Source organism: Streptomyces sp. NBC_01233 (genome assembly GCF_035989305.1).
Lineage (GTDB): Bacteria > Actinomycetota > Actinomycetes > Streptomycetales > Streptomycetaceae > Streptomyces.
On record NZ_CP108514.1, the window covers coordinates 8,525,168 to 8,540,924 of the forward strand.

The window sequence follows — 15,757 nt, forward strand, 5'->3', positions numbered from 1 at the left end:
ACGCCGTGCCGGCACGCGATTCAGCCGTACGCGACCGTCACCTCGCGGAAGCCCAGGGAGCGCAGCAATCCCTCCAGCATCGACGTGGTGTTCTGCTCGGCGCGCTCGACGAGGCCGCTGTCGCGGGCCGCTTCGTTGATGTGCTGCGCGGCGAGCTTCTGCACGGCCTGCTCACCGGCCGGGTTGTCGGAGAACAGATCGCCGATCCGGTCCAGCAGGCCCCGCTGTTTCGACACCGCGTACGAACGGTCCGGGTCGAGGGCCGCGGCGGCGAGCACCGCGTGCGGGAGCCGGATCGAGGCCTTCGTGCGGTCGCCGTTCACGGTGACGTTCCGCTCGCCCAGTGCGCCCAGGTCGACGTAGCCGCTGACGGTGCCGGCGCCCACGTACAGGGTGCGGGTCCCCCGGATCGCGTCCGGCAGCAGCGCCGCGTCCTTCTCCAGGTCCACGACCACCTGGAAGTTGCCGACGGCCGCCTCGTAACGGTCCATGTCCTGCATCGACTTGAGGAGCGCGGGACCGGAGCGGTCCCGGGTGTCCTCGCCGAAGAGGCTGCCGGACCCCGGAACCAGGCTGAAGCGAGCCACGAGCACGATCAGCGCCACGACCACCGCCAGGCCGACGGCGATCCGCCCCCACCACGGGCGCCGCGAGCCGCCCGGCCGGGCCGAAGAGGTTTCCATACTCCGCGGATACCCCGTGGACGCGGCTCCAGCACGGATCCGCGTACCCGGCGTGGGCGCCACCGGTGTCGTTACCGGCGCCGGGCGAGGGTGTGTACGAGGACGATCAGCGCGAACGCGATGACGAGGAGGTGCACCCAGGCGGGCCCGGGTGCCGGGTTGAGGGACAGGGTGGTGAGCTGATACGAGGCCATGCTGCGCGTTTGCCCGCGGCAGCCGGATCGATGCCCCGGGTGCGGGGCGGGCAGACGGGCGGGCGGTCCGGTCGGGTGCGACCGGCGGTCATCGCCCGGTGGGCCTGCCGGACACCAGCCGGGCGGCCTCGATCTCGGCCCAGACGGCTTTCCCGTGTCCGTGCGCGTGCGCGCCCCAGCGATCGGACAGACGCTCCACGATGTGCAGACCGTGGCCCCCCGGGAGGCCGCGCTGCGGGGCCGGGTGGGGGTAGGGCAGCGTCGTCGTGCCGTCGTACACCTCGATGCGCAGGGCCTCCCCGGCCGTGAGCACGAGCTCGTGACAGCCGCCCGCGTGCAGTGACGCGTTGGTCAGCAGCTCGGACACGAGGAGCAGGGTGTCCTCGGCGGTCTCGGTCCCGTCCCAGCCCCAGTCCCGCAGGGCCTGACGAGTGAAGTCGCGGCCCTTGGCCACAGAGCCGCGGACGCCCGTCAGGGCGAGCCGACGGCGCTGCCCCCCGGCGGGAACGGCGGAACTCACCGGATCGCCCGTTTCCGGACCGATGGTCTCCACTGGTGTCTTTCACCCCCACGTCGACGCTGGTCTTTGCTCTCGGCACCTGCCCGGACAGTCTAGGGGATCGCCGCTCTCAGGGCGTTGCCATGTGAAGGCGCAGCGTGAGGCCTCTCTCCGTGGCGCGGACCTCGACCAGATCGCAGAGCTGGTGGATCATCCACAGTCCGCGGCCACCCTCGGCCGACGCCAGGGAAGGGCGGCGGCGTCCGGCCAGGGGGTCGGCCAGGCGGCCGCCGTCGTGGATCTCGGCGACGATTCCCCCACCGGGTCCGGGGGCGGCCCACAGCCGGAGGGTGCCCTTCCCGCCTCCGTGGGACAGGGAGTTGGCCGCCGCCTCGCTGATGGCCAGGACGAGGTCGCCGCGCCGCGCCGGGGTCAGGGCCGTGGCGCGGGCCCAGTTCTCGGCGTGCTCGCGCACCCCGGCCAGCCCGCCGTGGGAGTACGCGAGCCGGGACACCTCGCCGTCGTGCTCGGGCAGCGGGAGATCGCAGTCCGCGCAGACCCGGGAGGCATCGGTGTAGGCCGGGCTCGGCAGGTCCCGGCTCCCCTCGATCAGCGTGGGGTGCGTGCGCCGGGCCCCGGTCACCACCGCGGGCGCGAGCCCCCGTACGTCGTACGGGCACAGGACGGTGGCCGGCCGGCCGGCGAAGGCCGTGTTGATGAGGGCTTCGTGGCGGGTGGCCTCGAGTACCTCGGCGGGGGAGCGGCCGGGCCAGATCGGCTCGCCGACGATCCGGGCCGCCCGGCCCGCGTGCCGGTCGGCGAAGTCCTGCAGAGAGGCCAGGATGCGGCCGGGGTTGCGGCCCAGTTCCGTCATGTCGGTCCAGGCGATCCCGGACCCGCTCGTGCCGAGGCTCTCGCGCAGGGCGTCCAGGTGCGGGCCCGGCACGGCGACGAGGACCGGCTCGTCGGCCGACAGGGCGGCCCGCACGAAACCACCCACCCCGGTGAGGTACTCGCCGAGGTCCCGGTAGAAGAGGGCGGGGTGGACGAGGGCCCCGGGCCCGGCGGGCGCAGGAACGGTGATCATGCTGCGACCTCCAGCGCGGCGCATTCGTCCGGGAACATCTCCACTACCTTGCGCAGCGAGTATGGCGGGTCGTGGAGCAGCAGGCGCCGCCCCTCACCGTTGAGGGCGGCCGACGCCTGCACCAGGGCGGCGACCGCGACCGTGTCGAGGAAGGCCACGGCGGAGAGGTCGAGATGGACGACGGTGCCGGGCATCCCGGTCACGACGCCGAGCGCCGCCGACAGGGCATGCCGGGTGTCGAGGTCGCAGCTGCCGCTCAGGCGTGCGCCGGGACGGTCCCGCATGGGCAGGGCGGTCAGCGGCGTGGTCGCGCCCGTTCCCGCGCCCGCGCCCGTTCCTGTCCGCAGGGAGGTCATGGCCCGGGCCTACACCGTGAGCATGCCGGCGCGCAGGCGGGCCAGGGTCCGGGACAGGATGCGGGAGACCTGCATCTGGGAGACGCCCAGTTCGGCGCCGATCTCGGCTTGGGTCCTCTCCTCGCCGAAGCGCATCTGCAGGATGCGCCGGTCTCGTTCGTCCAGCTGCTCCAGCAGCGGCGCGAGGGTGTGGAACTCCTCGAAGAGCTCCATGGCGGGGTCGACCCCGCCGAGGCGTTCCGCCAGCGGCCGGGTCGCCGGGCTCGTCGTGGACGGCGCGTCGCTCTCCGCGCCGGCGGCGTCGAGGGAACCGCTGGTGTAGCCGTTCGCGGCCACCAGCCCGTCGATCACCTCGTCCTCGGACAGCTTCAGGTGCCGGGCGACCTCGTTGACCGTCGGAGCCCTGCCCAGGACGTCGGTCAGGTTCTCCTGGGCCTTGGCGAGTTCCATGCGCAGTTCCTGCAGGCGCCGCGGGACGTGCACGGCCCACGTGGTGTCGCGGAAGTAGCGCTTGATCTCACCGGTGATGTAGGGGAGGGCGAGGGTGGAGAACTCGACCTCGCGCTCCAGGTCGTAGCGGTCGATGGCCTTGATGAGGCCGATGGTCCCCACCTGGATGATGTCGTCCATGTCGAGACCGCCACCGGTCGCGCGGGAGCGGAACCGGCGCGCGGCGAACTGGACGAGCGAGAGATTCATCTCGATCAGGGTGTTGCGCGTGTACTGGTACTCGCGCGTCCCCTCCTCCAGGGTGCGCAGCCTCCCGAAGAAGAGCCGCGACAGTTCCCGTGCGTCGGCGGGTGCCATCTCACGGGCGTTTTCCACACGGAACAGGTCCTCGTCCTGCGTTGGCGCTCCCGCGGTGCCTCGGTCACAAGCACGAACTTGCCCGTCTGTTGCACGAATGGGGCCTGTGGCGGTGGACGAGCGAGACATGGTGGCCGCTCCCTCCCGATCGACTGACGGCTGCCCGGGCCCTTCTGCCCCGGCTTCGGGGTTCTACACACTTCGATGACATTGCCTTGTTCTGCCGGTCGCACCGTGCGGCCCGAAGGGCGCCGCCGCGGACGGGGGCGGCCACGTCGGCGGAGCGAACAGGCATACTCCCTTGAGCAGGACGTACAGGTGGCGATCCGGGGAGGCGGACATGACCGGAACAGGGGACGCGGACCAGCAGGGTGTGGTCGGGGACGGCTACCCGGCGGGCGCCGGCTGGGTGGTGACGGCCCATGGGGAGCTCGACCAGGACACGCTGACCCCACTGGAGGACGCCCTCCTCTCCGCCGCCGACCGGTACCCGCTGGTGGTGCTGGACGCCGGCGCCATCACCTTCGGAGACTCCTCCTTCCTGAACCTGCTCCTGCGGCTGCACCACCTCACCGCCCTGCGCATCGCCGCCCCCGGCGAGCAGTTGCGACGGCTGTTCGCCGTGACCGGCGCCGATACCGTGCTCTCCCTGCACGCGAGTGTCGAGGACGCCCTCGGGGCGTGAACCCGGGGCCGGATGTGCTGCTTCCGGTGTGATCGACTGGGGCTCGCCGTTCTTCCGGTGGCGTTAGCCTTCACCCGACCCGGTGCCCGGGCGCGTACGGATCCCGGCGGAACCGGGCGTTCCGGCGCGCCCTGATACCAGGGGCCTGTCCTGTCCCGGGTGCCGGTGCGGTTGTTATCGAGAGTGAGGTTGGCGGATGGCCGAGCGGGCGGGCACGGATTCACCGAGCGGGGTGCCGCCGCTTCCGGGTGAGGACGGGATCGGCGAGTCGGAGCTGCGCCGGTTGCTGGCCGGGCTGACCGCCGTACGCGACGGGGACTTCCGCACCCGGCTGCCCGAAACGGCGGACGGGCTGCTCGGGGAGATCGCCACCGTCTTCAACGGGATGGCCGACCAGCTGTCGCTGTTCACCTCCGAGGTGACGCGGGTGGCCCGCGAGGTGGGCACGGAGGGGACACTGGGCGGCCAGGCCGACGTACCGGGAGTCGGCGGGGCCTGGCTGGACCTCACGGATTCGGTCAACTTCATGGCCGGAAACCTCACGGCGCAGGTGCGCTCCATCGCCCAGGTCGCGACCGCCGTGGCCAAGGGCGACCTCTCGCAGAAGATCAACGTCACGGCGCGCGGGGAGATCCTGGAGCTGAAAGAGACCATCAACACGATGGTCGACCAGCTCTCCGGGTTCGCCGGGGAGGTCACACGGGTGGCCCGCGAGGTGGGCACCGAGGGCCGGCTCGGCGGCCAGGCGGACGTCATGGGCGTCTCCGGCACGTGGAAGGACCTGACGGAATCGGTCAACGTCATGGCCGACAACCTGACCGCCCAGGTGCGCTCGATCGCCGAGGTCACCACCGCCGTGGCCCAGGGCGATCTGACGCAGAAGATCCGGGTGGACGCGCGCGGGGAGATCCTGGAGCTGAAAGAGACCATCAACACGATGGTCGACCAGCTCTCCGCCTTCGCCGCCGAGGTCACCCGGGTCGCCCGCGAGGTCGGCAGCGAGGGCCGGCTCGGCGGCCAGGCCGAGGTCGAGGGCGTCTCCGGGACCTGGAAGCGCCTGACGGAGAACGTCAACGAGCTGGCCGGCAACCTGACCCGCCAGGTCCGGGCCATCGCCGAGGTGGCCAGCGCGGTCGCCGAGGGCGACCTGACGCGCTCGATCACGGTCGACGCCTCGGGTGAGGTCGCCGAACTCAAGGACAACATCAACTCCATGGTCGGCTCGCTGCGCGAGAGCACCCGGGCCAACCAGGAGCAGGACTGGCTCAAGTCCAACCTGGCCCGCATCTCCGGCCTGATGCAGGGCCACCGGGGTCTCGCCGCCGTCGCCGAACTCGTCATGGACGAACTGACGCCGCTCGTCGCCGCCCAGTACGGCGCCTTCTACCTCGCCGAGGACCGCCCCGGCGGCACCGTGCTCACCCTCGTCGGCTCCTACGGCCGGTCCGCGGCCGCCGAGGAGGGCGTCGTGTTCGCCCTCGGCGAGTCCCTCGTCGGTCAGGCGGCCCGCAGCCGCCGCATCATCGCCACCGACCAGGTCCCCGGCGGCTACGTCATCGCCTCCGGGCTCGGCCACACCACTCCGGGCAGCCTGATCATCCTGCCGATCGTGGTGGACGACCAGGTCCTCGGAGTGATCGAGCTCGCCTCCTTCAGCGCCTTCACCCCCGTCCACCGCGACTTCCTGGCCCAGTTGATGGAAACCATCGGCGCCAACGTCAACACGATCGTCGCCAACGCCCGGACCGACGAGCTTCTCGGCGAGTCCCAGCGGCTGGCCGGCGAACTCCGGGCCCGTTCTGAGGAACTCCAGGTCCAGCAGGAGGAACTCCAGCGCTCCAACGCCGAGCTGGAGGAGAAGGCCGCCCTCCTCGCCAGCCAGAACAGCGACATCGAGGCCAAGAACCTGGAGATCGAGCAGGCCCGCCAGGAACTGGAGACCCGCGCACAGCAGTTGTCGCTGGCCTCCACCTACAAGTCCGACTTCCTGGCCAACATGAGCCACGAGCTGCGCACACCGCTCAACAGCCTGCTCATCCTCGCCCAGTTGCTCGCCCAGAACCCCGCCCGCAACCTCACCCCCAAGCAGGTCGAGTACGCGGGCATCATCCACTCGGCCGGCTCGGACCTGCTCCAGCTGATCAACGACATCCTCGACCTGTCCAAGGTCGAGGCCGGCAAGATGGACATCAACCCCGAGCGGGTCGACCTGCCCCAGCTGCTCGAGTACGTCGACGCCACCTTCCGGCCGATGACCACGCAGAAGAGCCTCGACTTCACCGTCACCACCGCCCCGGGCGCCCCCGACGACCTGCTCACCGACGACTCGCGGCTGCGCCAGATCCTGCGCAACCTGCTGTCCAACGCCGTCAAGTTCACCGAGCGCGGCGGCGTGGAGCTCCGGATCGAACCGGCGACGGCCTCCGAGGTCCCCGCCGGGCTTCCCCGGCGCGGGCCCATGCTGGCCTTCCGCGTGCGGGACACGGGCATCGGCATCCCCGCGCAGCAGCTGGAGTCCGTCTTCGGAGCCTTCCAGCAGGCCGACGGCACCACCAGCCGCAAGTACGGAGGCACCGGCCTCGGGCTGTCCATCAGCCGTGAGATCGCCCAGCTCCTCGGCGGGGCCGTCACCGCGCAAAGCACACCCGGCCAGGGCAGCACCTTCACCCTCTACCTGCCGGTCAGCCGCGCGGACTACGAGGACGCGCCCGATCCCGACGCCCCGGCGCAGCCGTCGCCCGCGCAGGCCTCCGGGCAGGCCGGCCCGGGCCGTCCCGGCGCGCCCGCGCTCCCCGCGCAGCGGCGGGCCCGCCGCCTGCTCGTGATCGAGGAGCGACCCAACGGCCTGCTCTCCCTCGTCGCGGAGAGCGCCGGCCGGGACTTCGCCCCCGGCCGTCAGGCGACGGGAGAGCACGGCGGCATCCACGTGGTCAACGCCACGAGCTCGCGCGAGGCCGCCGCCGCCTTGGCGACCGACTCCTTCCACTGCGTCGTCCTGGAACTGGACATGCCCGACGGCGAAGCGCTGCGGTTCCTCGACGCGCTCGACGGAGACCCGGCCCTCTCCTCGCTCCCCGTCCTCGCCCACAACAACCCCCGGGTCAGGACCGGTCTGGAGGAGGCCGTGCGGGAGCGGCCCGCGGCACGCCACGTGGAACTACTGTCCAGTCTGGACGAGTTGCGCGAACGCATCGCGCTCCACCTGTCCGCCGAGCAGCCGGGGGACGTACTCCCCCTCGTACAGGGCGACACACAGGGCCGGCAGGCCGCCCACGTGCTCGACGGCGACCTGGCCGGACGCACCGTCCTCGTCGTCGACGACGACGCACGCAACCTCTTCGCCCTCAGCGGGGTCCTGGAACTGCACGGCATGCGCGTGCTCCACGCCGAGGACGGCCGCAAGGGCATCGACGCCCTCACCCACCACGCGGGTGTCGACATCATCCTGATGGACGTGATGATGCCCGAACTGGACGGCTACGCCGCCACCGCCGAGATCCGCCGGATGCCGGCGTACGCGGGCCTGCCCGTCATCGCGGTCACCGCCAAGGCGATGCCCGGGGACCGGGAGAAGAGCCTCGCCGCGGGCGCCAGCGACTACGTGACCAAGCCCGTGGACGCCGACGACCTCATCGCCCGCGTCCGGTACTGGCTCACGCGATGACCGGGGACACGCAGCGGCACCAGGACGCGCGCCCGCAGCCGGCACCGGTCGGTGACCGGGCCGCGGGCGCCCTCCCGCACGAGGCACCGACCACGATGGGACGCCTCGTCGCCACCGTCGAACGGCTGCGCCGCGAGGTCCTGGAGGCACAGGCGGCCGCCGACGGCCGGGCCCTGGTCGAACTGGCCAAGGGCATCCTGATCGGGCAGTTGCACTGCACGCCGGCCGCGGCCGCACGCCAGCTCGACGTGCTGTGCCGCGAGAGCGGGACGTCCCCGCTCGAACTCGCCGCCGACATCGTCAACCAGGCCTCCCGCGACCACGTCAGCGAGATCGCCGCCGCGTTCGTCGAGCGCACCGGCACGGCTGACGACCCGGCGGAGCGGAACTCCACGGTGTCGGTCCGCCTGCGCACCGCCGAGAGCGGCATGCTGGCCGCCGACGCCGACACCCAGGCGGTGGCCGAGTCCCTCCTGACGAACGCCCTGGGCCCCCTCGGAGCGGTCGCCGTCGCCGTGTGGACCGCGGTGCCCGACGGTTCGCTGGCCCTCGCCGGCCACGCCGGTTTCCCGCAGAGGGAGGCCGCCCGCTGGCGTCACGTACCCCCGGGCGTCTCCACCGTCGCCCGCCTCGCGCTGCGCGAGCGCCGACTGGTCACCCTCCCCCGCCTCAAACGCGAAGGGCTGCCCTCGATCGGGCACCTCGAGTGGCCCGACGGGGGCCGGATGGCCGTACCGACGGGGACGGGCGGACGGATCCACGGCGTCCTCGAAATCTGCTGGCCGCAGCCCCTGGCACCGCAGCCGCCGCAGATCGAGCGCCAGGTGGAGGCCCTCGCCGAACTGTGCGCCCACACCATGGACGCCTCGCCCCCGCGCGAGGTCACGACCACCGAGGGGGTGCTCCCGGACGTCGCGGAGCTCATCGACCTCGCCGAAGGACTGCAGGACCCCGCCGTGGTGCTCACCCCGGTCCTCGACGCCGAGGGCCGGCTCGGCGACTTCCGGATCCGGTACGCCGGCAGCCGGTTCGTCGACCCGGTGGGCCGGCCGCGCGGCGATGTCAACGGTGCGCTGCTGCTGGAGGCCTATCCGATGGCCGCCGGCGAGAGCGGGCTGTTCGACATCATCGAGCGCGTGCACGCGACGGGCGAGCCGTTCAGGGCCGAACGGATGAGCCTGACCGCGCTCGTCGACCAGATCCCGCTGACCACGGTCGCGGACATCAGCGTCAGCCGTCACGGCTCCGCCGTCCTGCTGATCTGGCGGATCGAGGATGAGAGGGCCCGGCTGGCCAACCTCCTCCAGCACGCCCAGCGCCTGGGCCGCATCGGCGGTTTCGAGGAGAACCTCGCGACCGGGGAGACCACCTGGAACGCGGAGCTCTACGCCCTGCACGGACTCCCGGCCAGCGCGCCCCCGGTACGACTGCGAGAGCTGCCCGGACACGCCCATCCGGACGACTCGGCCGCCCTCGACCGCTTCCTGCGCGCGGTGCTCCGCCACCGCCGGCCGGCCTCCGTCAACTTCCGCCTCCAGAGGTCCGACGGGATCACCCGCCACATCCGGGTCGTCGCCGAGCCCGTACTCGACGCGGACCAGCGGCTGCACGCGGTGCGCGGCGCCTACCAGGACATCTCCGCCCAGCACTGGACCGAGGTCGCACTGGCCGCGACCAGGGACCAGCTCGCCCACACCGAGGCCGAGTCCGCCGAACGCAACCGGCTGGCCCTCCAGCTCCAGCACGCCATCATGCCTCCCACGCCACCCGCCATCGAGGCCCCGGGCCTGCGGGTCGCCGTCCGCTACCGGCCGGCGGAGACCGAGTCGCTCGTCGGCGGAGACTGGTACGACACCGTGGTCCTGCCCTCCGGGCTGATCATGCTGTCCGTGGGTGACGTCGCCGGTCACGGCATCGAGGCCGCCACCGGCATGGTCGTGCTGCGCAACGCCCTGCGCGGCCTCGCCGTCACGGGCGCGGGCCCCGCCCAGCTGCTGTCCTGGCTCAACACGGTCACCCACCACCTGGCCAAGCACGTGACGGCCACCGCCGTCTGCGGCCTCTTCGACCCGAGCACCAGGGTGATGCGCTGGGCACGAGCGGGGCACCTGCCGCCCGTACTCGTCCGCGGGGGTGAGGCCGAGGCCTTCCCGCTCATCGAGGGCCTGCTCCTGGGGGCACTGCCCGACGTCACGTACGTCGAGCGGGAGGTGCGGCTCGAACCGGACGACACCCTGCTGATGTTCACGGACGGGCTGGTGGAACGGCGGGACTCCTCGGTCCAGGACTCGCTCGGCCATCTCGTGACCGCGGCGGCCGCCGGAGCCGGGGATCTGGACGGGCGGCTGGACCGGCTCCTCGCCGAGAGCCGGTCCGACACCGACGACGACACGTGCGTGATCGGCATCCAGGTCGGCTGAGGCCGCCGTCCGTCACGGTGCGGGTGTCAGGCCACCGCCCGGGCCCGCAGCACGCGGGCCGGCTCCTGACCGCCTCCGGTCGCCAGCACGCGGACCTCGTCCCCGCTGCTGATCTCCGCCCGGAGGATGCCGGTGGCGTCCTCGTAGACGGGGTGGCCGCCGGGCCCCGCCGCGTCCGTGCGGGTCATCCGGACCACGTCCTCCCCGGGCGGGTCGGTGGTCGCGAAGACGACTTCGTAGGCTTCCGCCTGCCGGTCCTCGTGCGGGGCTTCGGTTTCGTGGCCTGTGCTCATGGCGGACCCTCCTGCCGTGGGCGTGCGCCCGGGGTGACTGTCCCCCACCAGACACGCTAGGCCCCACCCGCTGCTCTGTCCTGGCCGGGAGGCGCCGTCGCCCCGGGAGGCGCAGCCGGCGCGGTCAGCGGGGCAGCGAGGTAGGACAGCAGGCCGGCGATCTCCCGGCCGGCCTCCGCAGGGTGGCGGAAGCGCGCGCCGGGAGCGATGGCGTAGCGGTTGCGCCGGCCGTCCCGCGTCCGGGTGAGGTACCCGTCCGCCTCCAGGTCCGTGACGATCGTCTGCACGGTGCGTTCGGTGAGGTCGCAGATCGTCGCGAGGTCGCGCAGCCGGACCCCCGGGTCGCGCGCGATCGCGATCAGAACCCGGGCGTGGTTCGTCAGGAAGGTCCAGTGGTTCCGGCGGGACCCGGCGTGCTCGTTCTCCACACGGACATCTTGGAATGGCCACTCGCGAAAATCAAATCCAGAAATGGTTTTCCGGTATAACTTGACGTGTGTCCGTGGCCCCGGCAGGGTGCAGGTGAGCGGAAGCGGACTTCCGCTTGACCCGAGCAATCGCGCAACGCGCCGCAAGCACCTGTGCCCAAGGAGCGACGACGATGACCCCCACGGCCACAGCCGAGGCCACGACCCCGGCCACGCCCCCGACGCCGACCCCCGCCTCCACCGGTGGGGCCGGATCCGTCCCCGCCCTCAGCGGGCTGCCCTACGTGCCCAGCCCGCGGGACCTGCCGACCGGCGACGCCCGGCAGCTGACCCGGGTGTTCTTCGAACGGCTGCGGAGCCTCGAAGAGGGGACCCACGCGTACCAGTACGTGCGCAACACGCTGATCGAGATGAACATCTCACTGGTGCACTTCGCCGCCCGCCCCTTCCGGGACCGCCCCGGCGGCCCCGAGAACGAGGACGTCGTACAGGTCGGCATCATCGGCCTGATCAAGGCCATCGACCGCTACGACCCCGAGCGCAACACGCAGTTCACCACGCTCGCAATGCCGTACATCACCGGAGAGATCAAGCGCCACTTCCGGGACACCACGTGGTCCGTGCGGGTGCCGCGCCGGCTGCAGGAACTGCGCGTGGAGCTGGCGAAGGCCACGGAGGCGCTGACCTCCGTGTCGGAGCACACGCCCACCCCGGCGGAGCTCGCCGCGCACCTGGGCCTGACCGAGGACGAGGTCCGCCAGGGCATGGTCGCGGCCAACGGCTACTCCACCCAGTCCCTCGACGCGCCCCAGCAGCCCACCGCCGGCAGCGCGCAGGCGCCCGCGGGCGCACTGGCCGCGCGCAGCCTCGCCGAGACCCTGGGCGATACCGACCCCGCACTGGAGGCGGTCGAGGACCGGCACGCCCTGGCGCCCCTCCTCGCCGACCTCGACGAACGCTCCACCCGCATCCTGCAGTTGCGCTTCGGCCAGGAGCTGACGCAGGCGGAGATCGGCGCGGAGCTCGGCCTCTCCCAGATGCAGGTCTCCCGGCTGCTCTCCCGCACGCTGGGCACCCTGCGCGCGGAGCTGCTGCACGACGACTGAGTCCGGCGGGGTGCCATGGCGCCGGGCCGTCCGGTCACCAGGTGACGTACAGGTCCTGCGGCGAGCGGTGGATCAGGGTGGCGCGCATCCGCGGTCGCGGACGGTCCTCGTCGAGCCGCAGTTCCGGCAGGCGGCGCGTGAACAGTTCGAGCGTGAGGCGCAGTTGCTCGCGCGCCAGCCGGGAACCGGGGCAGCCGTGCGGCCCGTGCCCGAAGGCGAGGTGGTGCCGGTTCCCGGGCCGGGTGATGTCGAACTCGTCGGCCCGCTCGTACCGCTCCGCGTCCCGGTTGGCCGCACCGAACGCCACCAGCACGGTGGCCCCCGCCGGCAGCTTCGTCCCGGCGAGGGTCACCGGCCCGGTGGTGGTCCGCCGGAAGGCCTGGATGGCGGTGTCGTGGCGGGCGGCCTCCTCCACCGCCGCCGGGACGAGTGACGGATCGGCGCGGAGCATCCGCCACTGCCGCCGGTCACCGAGCAAGTGCAGCAGCGCGGTGCCGATGAGGGCGCTGGTGGTGAGGAATCCGGCGATCAGCAGGTTCTGCAGGCTCGTCACCAGTTCGTGGCGCTGTTCGAGGGTGAGCTCGCCGTCACCGGGGGCGAGCGCGGCCACCATGGCCGAGCACATGTCGTCCCGCGGCCGTGCGCGCCGGTCGCGGACGTACCCGTCCAGCAGGTGCTGGAGCGCCACCACGTCCTCGGCGGCAGCCACCTGCTCCTCCGGCGGCAGCGGCCGGAACAGCAGTTCCTCGGCCCGGTAGCCACCGTGCACGGCCGCGGGCACGTCGGCCGGGTCCAGCCCGATCAGCCGCCCGACCACCATCCAGGGCAGCCGCCGCGCGTACGCCTCCACCAGCTCCGCCGACCCGTCCGCCGCGAAGCCGTCCACCAGCTCCTGCGCACGGGCGCGCGCGTACGGCACCAGCGCCGCCACCCGGCCGGTGGACAGCCCCCGGTTCAGCGGGGCGCGGTGCCTGCGGTGGGCCGCTCCGTCCGAGGACACGACGGTCGGCCGGGGGCCGAACCCGCGGGGCAGGACGCCGAGCGCCGCCTGCGACAGTGCGACGTCCGGCAGCAGGGAGTTGGCCGAGGAGAAGTCCTCCGCGCGCAGCAGCACTTCCCGTACGTCCCGGTCGCGCGCCACCAGCCACGCGTCGAACTCGGGCACGTACGTCAGCCCTTCGGCCCGGCGGGCGCGGTCGTAGAGCGGATACGGGTCGCGGTACAGCTCGTCACGCCGCGCCTGCTCGTCGTACGACGTCACGGGGACCTCCGGATCACGGTCGGGGCCGGTCGGAGGTCACCGCCGCGGGCGACCTCCGGTGCGCCGGGTCATCCTGTCCGAACCCCGCCCCGGCCGGTAGGGCGCCCTTCCCCCCCCCCCGTCAGGAGCCTCCCGCGGCGAGGCGGTGCTCGTGGACGCGCAGGTGGAGGGTGGCGAGGTCCAGCAGCGGAGTGGCCACCCCCAACGCGCGGGCGCGGACGGTGAGGTCGGTCAGCACGTGGTCGGCCTCCGTGGGCGCTCCGGCCACGAGTCCTGGCCCGCCGCGGCGAGCCGGGCGCCGAAGAAGCCGCCGACGGCGCCCGCGCCGACCGTGAGGATCCTCATGCGGAGTTCCTCTCGTGGGATCCGGTCAGGTCCGGCCTGCCCGCGGGAAGCCGGCCGTCCCGGCCGGGAGTCCGCGGGGCGCGCGGTCCGTACCGGGACACCGCGACCCCGGCGAGGCAGAGCAGCCCGCCGAGGAGGGTCAGCCATGCGGGTACCTCGCCCAGGAGGGCCCAGCTCAGCAGGACGACGATGGCCGGGACGGCGTAGGTCGTCGCGCCCAGCCTGCCGGCGGGCATGCGTGCCAGGGCGTAGGTCCAGGTGGTGAAGGCCAGGGCGGTGGGGACCACGCCCAGGTAGACCATGTTCAGGGTCGCCGACACCGGCGCGTTCGGCAGTTCCGCGGCCAGCTGCCCCGCGAAGGGCACGCAGGCCACGGTTCCCGTCAGGCAGCTGAAGCCGGTGATCTGCAGGGGTGTTCCGTAGGAGAGCGCGGGCTTCTGCGCGACGACCCCGGTCGCGTAGGCCACCGCCGCGAGCAGGCAGAGCACGACGCCGAGCACCGAGGTGGAGCCGCCCTCGCCGGAGGACATGGACAGACCCACGACCACCGCTCCGGCGAAGGAGACGCCCATGCCCGCCAGCAGCCGCGGCGGCAGCGCCTCGCCGAGGAGGCGGGCCGCGAGGAGGGCCATGAGGATGGGCCCGGTGTTCACGAGCAGGGAGGCCGTCCCCGCGTCGACCAGACGCTCACCCCAGTTCAGTGCGACCGTGTAGCCGCCGAACCACACCAGACCGGACAGCAGGATCCCGCGCCAGGCCCCGCGGGGCGGCAGCCCCTGGCGGCGGACCAGGAGCAGGACGCCCAGCACGAGCGAGGCGGCGAGCAGCCTGCCGAGGGCCAGGGCCCCGGGGGAGTAGGCGGCGCCCGCACTGCGGATGGAGACGAAGGCGGAGGCCCAGGCGAACGCCGTGAAGGAGACGGCGCCGATCGTGAGCACGTGGGGAGGAGGGATGCGACCCGTGCGGAACGTCATGGATCCACCCTACGACCGCAACATTTCGCTGTCGACCGAAATGTTGATTCCGGATCTCCGTGGAGGTGCGCGGCGCCGTCAGGGCTCAGATCCACGCCTGCGGCGTGATCCCCAGCAGGTCGCCGAAGGCCTGCTCCCCGGCCCGGGTCACGTCCAGGGCCCGCCCGCCGCCCGGCGGGCGAACCACCCACTCCTCGCGCAACGCGTGCGCGCACAGCCGCGACCCGGTGACGCCGCCCAGGTGGCGGCGCCGCTCGGTCCAGTCGAGGCAGGAACTCGCCAGCGGCCGGCGCCCTTCGTGGGCGAGGTCGATGCCGGCCCCGGCGCACCAGGCTCGGCCGTCATCGGTCAGCTCGAAGACGCCCTCCGTGCGCAGCAGTCCGCGCCGCTCCATCGCGTCGGTCACTGCCATCCCCAGCCGTCCGGCGAAGTGGTCGTAGCAGGTCCGGGCGCGCGCCAGCGGGTCCGGTGCGGCGACCACGGGGACCGCGTGCGCCGCGTCCCGGTCGGGAATCGCGTAGGAGGCGAGCTCGTCCACGAGGCGGGCGGTCGCGGCGTCCGCGATGCGCACGTAGCTGTGGCGGCCCTGCCGTTCGGTCACGCAGATGCCCGCGTCGAGCAGCCGGGACAGGTGGCCGCTCACGGTGGACGGCGCCACCGCGGTGATCCGGGCCAGCTCGCCCGCGGTCCAGGCGCGCCCCTCCAGCAGTGTCATGCAGATGGCGGCCCGGGTTTCGTCGGCCAGGGCCGCGGCGAAGGCGGCGAGGCGGGCCGCGGGCGCCGGCTGGTCCGCCGGCGCCGGCGTCCCGGCGTGCGAGGTGTCCATGCATCCAGAATGCCCCATGATTTCGGCAAACAACGAACGGTCCACCCGCGATCGGGTCCTCTGTCGTGACGGTCGTTCCCGGGCCACACTGGTGACCTCGGGGCAGGAAGCCCCGACACGAGGAGGGTG

General features: G+C 72.9%; 16 protein-coding genes. 4 read left to right on the plus strand and 12 right to left on the minus strand.

Translation table 11 applies throughout. From position 1 onward, the window contains the following. Positions 1-20 precede the first annotated feature (20 nt). The 6 genes from OG332_RS39745 to OG332_RS39770 all read right to left on the minus strand — a co-directional run bounded on the left by OG332_RS39745 (position 21) and on the right by OG332_RS39770 (position 3,755). A complete protein-coding gene (locus OG332_RS39745) occupies positions 21-683 on the minus strand; it encodes a DUF4230 domain-containing protein (RefSeq protein WP_327418000.1) in 663 nt (220 codons plus the stop codon). Positions 684-754: 71 nt separating this feature from the next. Then, positions 755-877: a hypothetical protein gene (locus OG332_RS39750; RefSeq protein ID WP_327418001.1), complete on the minus strand. Its 123-nt coding sequence runs from the start codon at positions 875-877 to the stop codon at positions 755-757. Positions 878-965: 88 nt separating this feature from the next. Then, positions 966-1,430: an ATP-binding protein gene (locus tag OG332_RS39755; RefSeq protein ID WP_327418002.1), complete on the minus strand. Its 465-nt coding sequence runs from the start codon at positions 1,428-1,430 to the stop codon at positions 966-968. 76 nt (positions 1,431-1,506) lie between these two features. Beyond that, the gene (locus OG332_RS39760) at positions 1,507-2,463 is read right to left on the minus strand and encodes an anti-sigma factor RsbA family regulatory protein (protein WP_327418003.1); all 957 of its coding nucleotides are present in this window, start codon (positions 2,461-2,463) and stop codon (positions 1,507-1,509) included. Then, positions 2,460-2,819 carry an STAS domain-containing protein gene (locus OG332_RS39765; protein ID WP_327418004.1) on the minus strand — a complete coding sequence of 120 codons (360 nt, stop codon included), beginning with the start codon at positions 2,817-2,819 and terminating at the stop codon, positions 2,460-2,462. The genes OG332_RS39760 and OG332_RS39765 overlap by 4 nt, the downstream gene beginning before the upstream one ends. A gap of 9 nt (positions 2,820-2,828) precedes the next feature. Continuing rightward, on the minus strand, positions 2,829-3,755 hold the full coding sequence (locus OG332_RS39770; RefSeq protein WP_327418005.1) for a SigB/SigF/SigG family RNA polymerase sigma factor: 927 nt from the start codon (positions 3,753-3,755) through the stop codon (positions 2,829-2,831). A 211-nt stretch (positions 3,756-3,966) separates the two neighbouring features. On the opposite strand from OG332_RS39770, the gene OG332_RS39775 reads away from it, so the two are divergent. The 3 genes from OG332_RS39775 (at position 3,967) to OG332_RS39785 (ending at position 10,395) form a co-directional block, all read left to right on the plus strand. Beyond that, positions 3,967-4,311 (plus strand): STAS domain-containing protein, encoded by a 345-nt coding sequence (locus tag OG332_RS39775; RefSeq protein ID WP_327418006.1) that lies wholly within the window; start codon positions 3,967-3,969, stop codon positions 4,309-4,311. Between the two features lie 196 nt (positions 4,312-4,507). Continuing rightward, a complete protein-coding gene (locus OG332_RS39780) occupies positions 4,508-7,975 on the plus strand; it encodes a hybrid sensor histidine kinase/response regulator (protein ID WP_327418007.1) in 3,468 nt (1,155 codons plus the stop codon). Next, positions 7,972-10,395, plus strand: a complete 2,424-nt coding sequence (locus tag OG332_RS39785) for a SpoIIE family protein phosphatase (RefSeq protein ID WP_327418008.1) — start codon at positions 7,972-7,974, stop codon at positions 10,393-10,395. The genes OG332_RS39780 and OG332_RS39785 overlap by 4 nt, the downstream gene beginning before the upstream one ends. Before the next feature lie 26 nt (positions 10,396-10,421). Here the strand turns inward: OG332_RS39785 and OG332_RS39790 are convergent, their stop codons facing one another. Continuing rightward, positions 10,422-10,688, minus strand: a complete 267-nt coding sequence (locus OG332_RS39790) for a DUF6296 family protein (RefSeq protein WP_327418009.1) — start codon at positions 10,686-10,688, stop codon at positions 10,422-10,424. A gap of 56 nt (positions 10,689-10,744) precedes the next feature. Beyond that, positions 10,745-11,116, minus strand: a complete 372-nt coding sequence (locus OG332_RS39795; RefSeq protein WP_327418010.1) for a helix-turn-helix transcriptional regulator — start codon at positions 11,114-11,116, stop codon at positions 10,745-10,747. Between the two features lie 173 nt (positions 11,117-11,289). Here OG332_RS39795 and OG332_RS39800 point away from each other — a divergent pair, with 173 nt between their 5' ends. Beyond that, positions 11,290-12,222 carry a SigB/SigF/SigG family RNA polymerase sigma factor gene (locus OG332_RS39800; protein WP_327418011.1) on the plus strand — a complete coding sequence of 311 codons (933 nt, stop codon included), beginning with the start codon at positions 11,290-11,292 and terminating at the stop codon, positions 12,220-12,222. A 34-nt stretch (positions 12,223-12,256) separates the two neighbouring features. Here OG332_RS39800 and OG332_RS39805 read toward each other — a convergent pair whose 3' ends face one another. From OG332_RS39805 to OG332_RS39820, 4 genes are all read right to left on the minus strand, one after another. Then, positions 12,257-13,483, minus strand: a complete 1,227-nt coding sequence (locus OG332_RS39805) for a cytochrome P450 (RefSeq protein WP_327418012.1) — start codon at positions 13,481-13,483, stop codon at positions 12,257-12,259. A 231-nt stretch (positions 13,484-13,714) separates the two neighbouring features. After that, complete coding sequence (locus OG332_RS39810; protein ID WP_327418013.1) at positions 13,715-13,828, minus strand: 2-dehydropantoate 2-reductase N-terminal domain-containing protein; 114 nt, start codon at positions 13,826-13,828, stop codon at positions 13,715-13,717. After that, the gene (locus OG332_RS39815) at positions 13,825-14,802 is read right to left on the minus strand and encodes a DMT family transporter (RefSeq protein ID WP_327418014.1); all 978 of its coding nucleotides are present in this window, start codon (positions 14,800-14,802) and stop codon (positions 13,825-13,827) included. The genes OG332_RS39810 and OG332_RS39815 overlap by 4 nt, the downstream gene beginning before the upstream one ends. A gap of 85 nt (positions 14,803-14,887) precedes the next feature. Then, positions 14,888-15,628, minus strand: coding sequence for an ArsR/SmtB family transcription factor (locus OG332_RS39820; RefSeq protein WP_327418015.1), 741 nt, complete (start codon positions 15,626-15,628; stop codon positions 14,888-14,890). Positions 15,629-15,757: the final 129 nt, after the last annotated feature.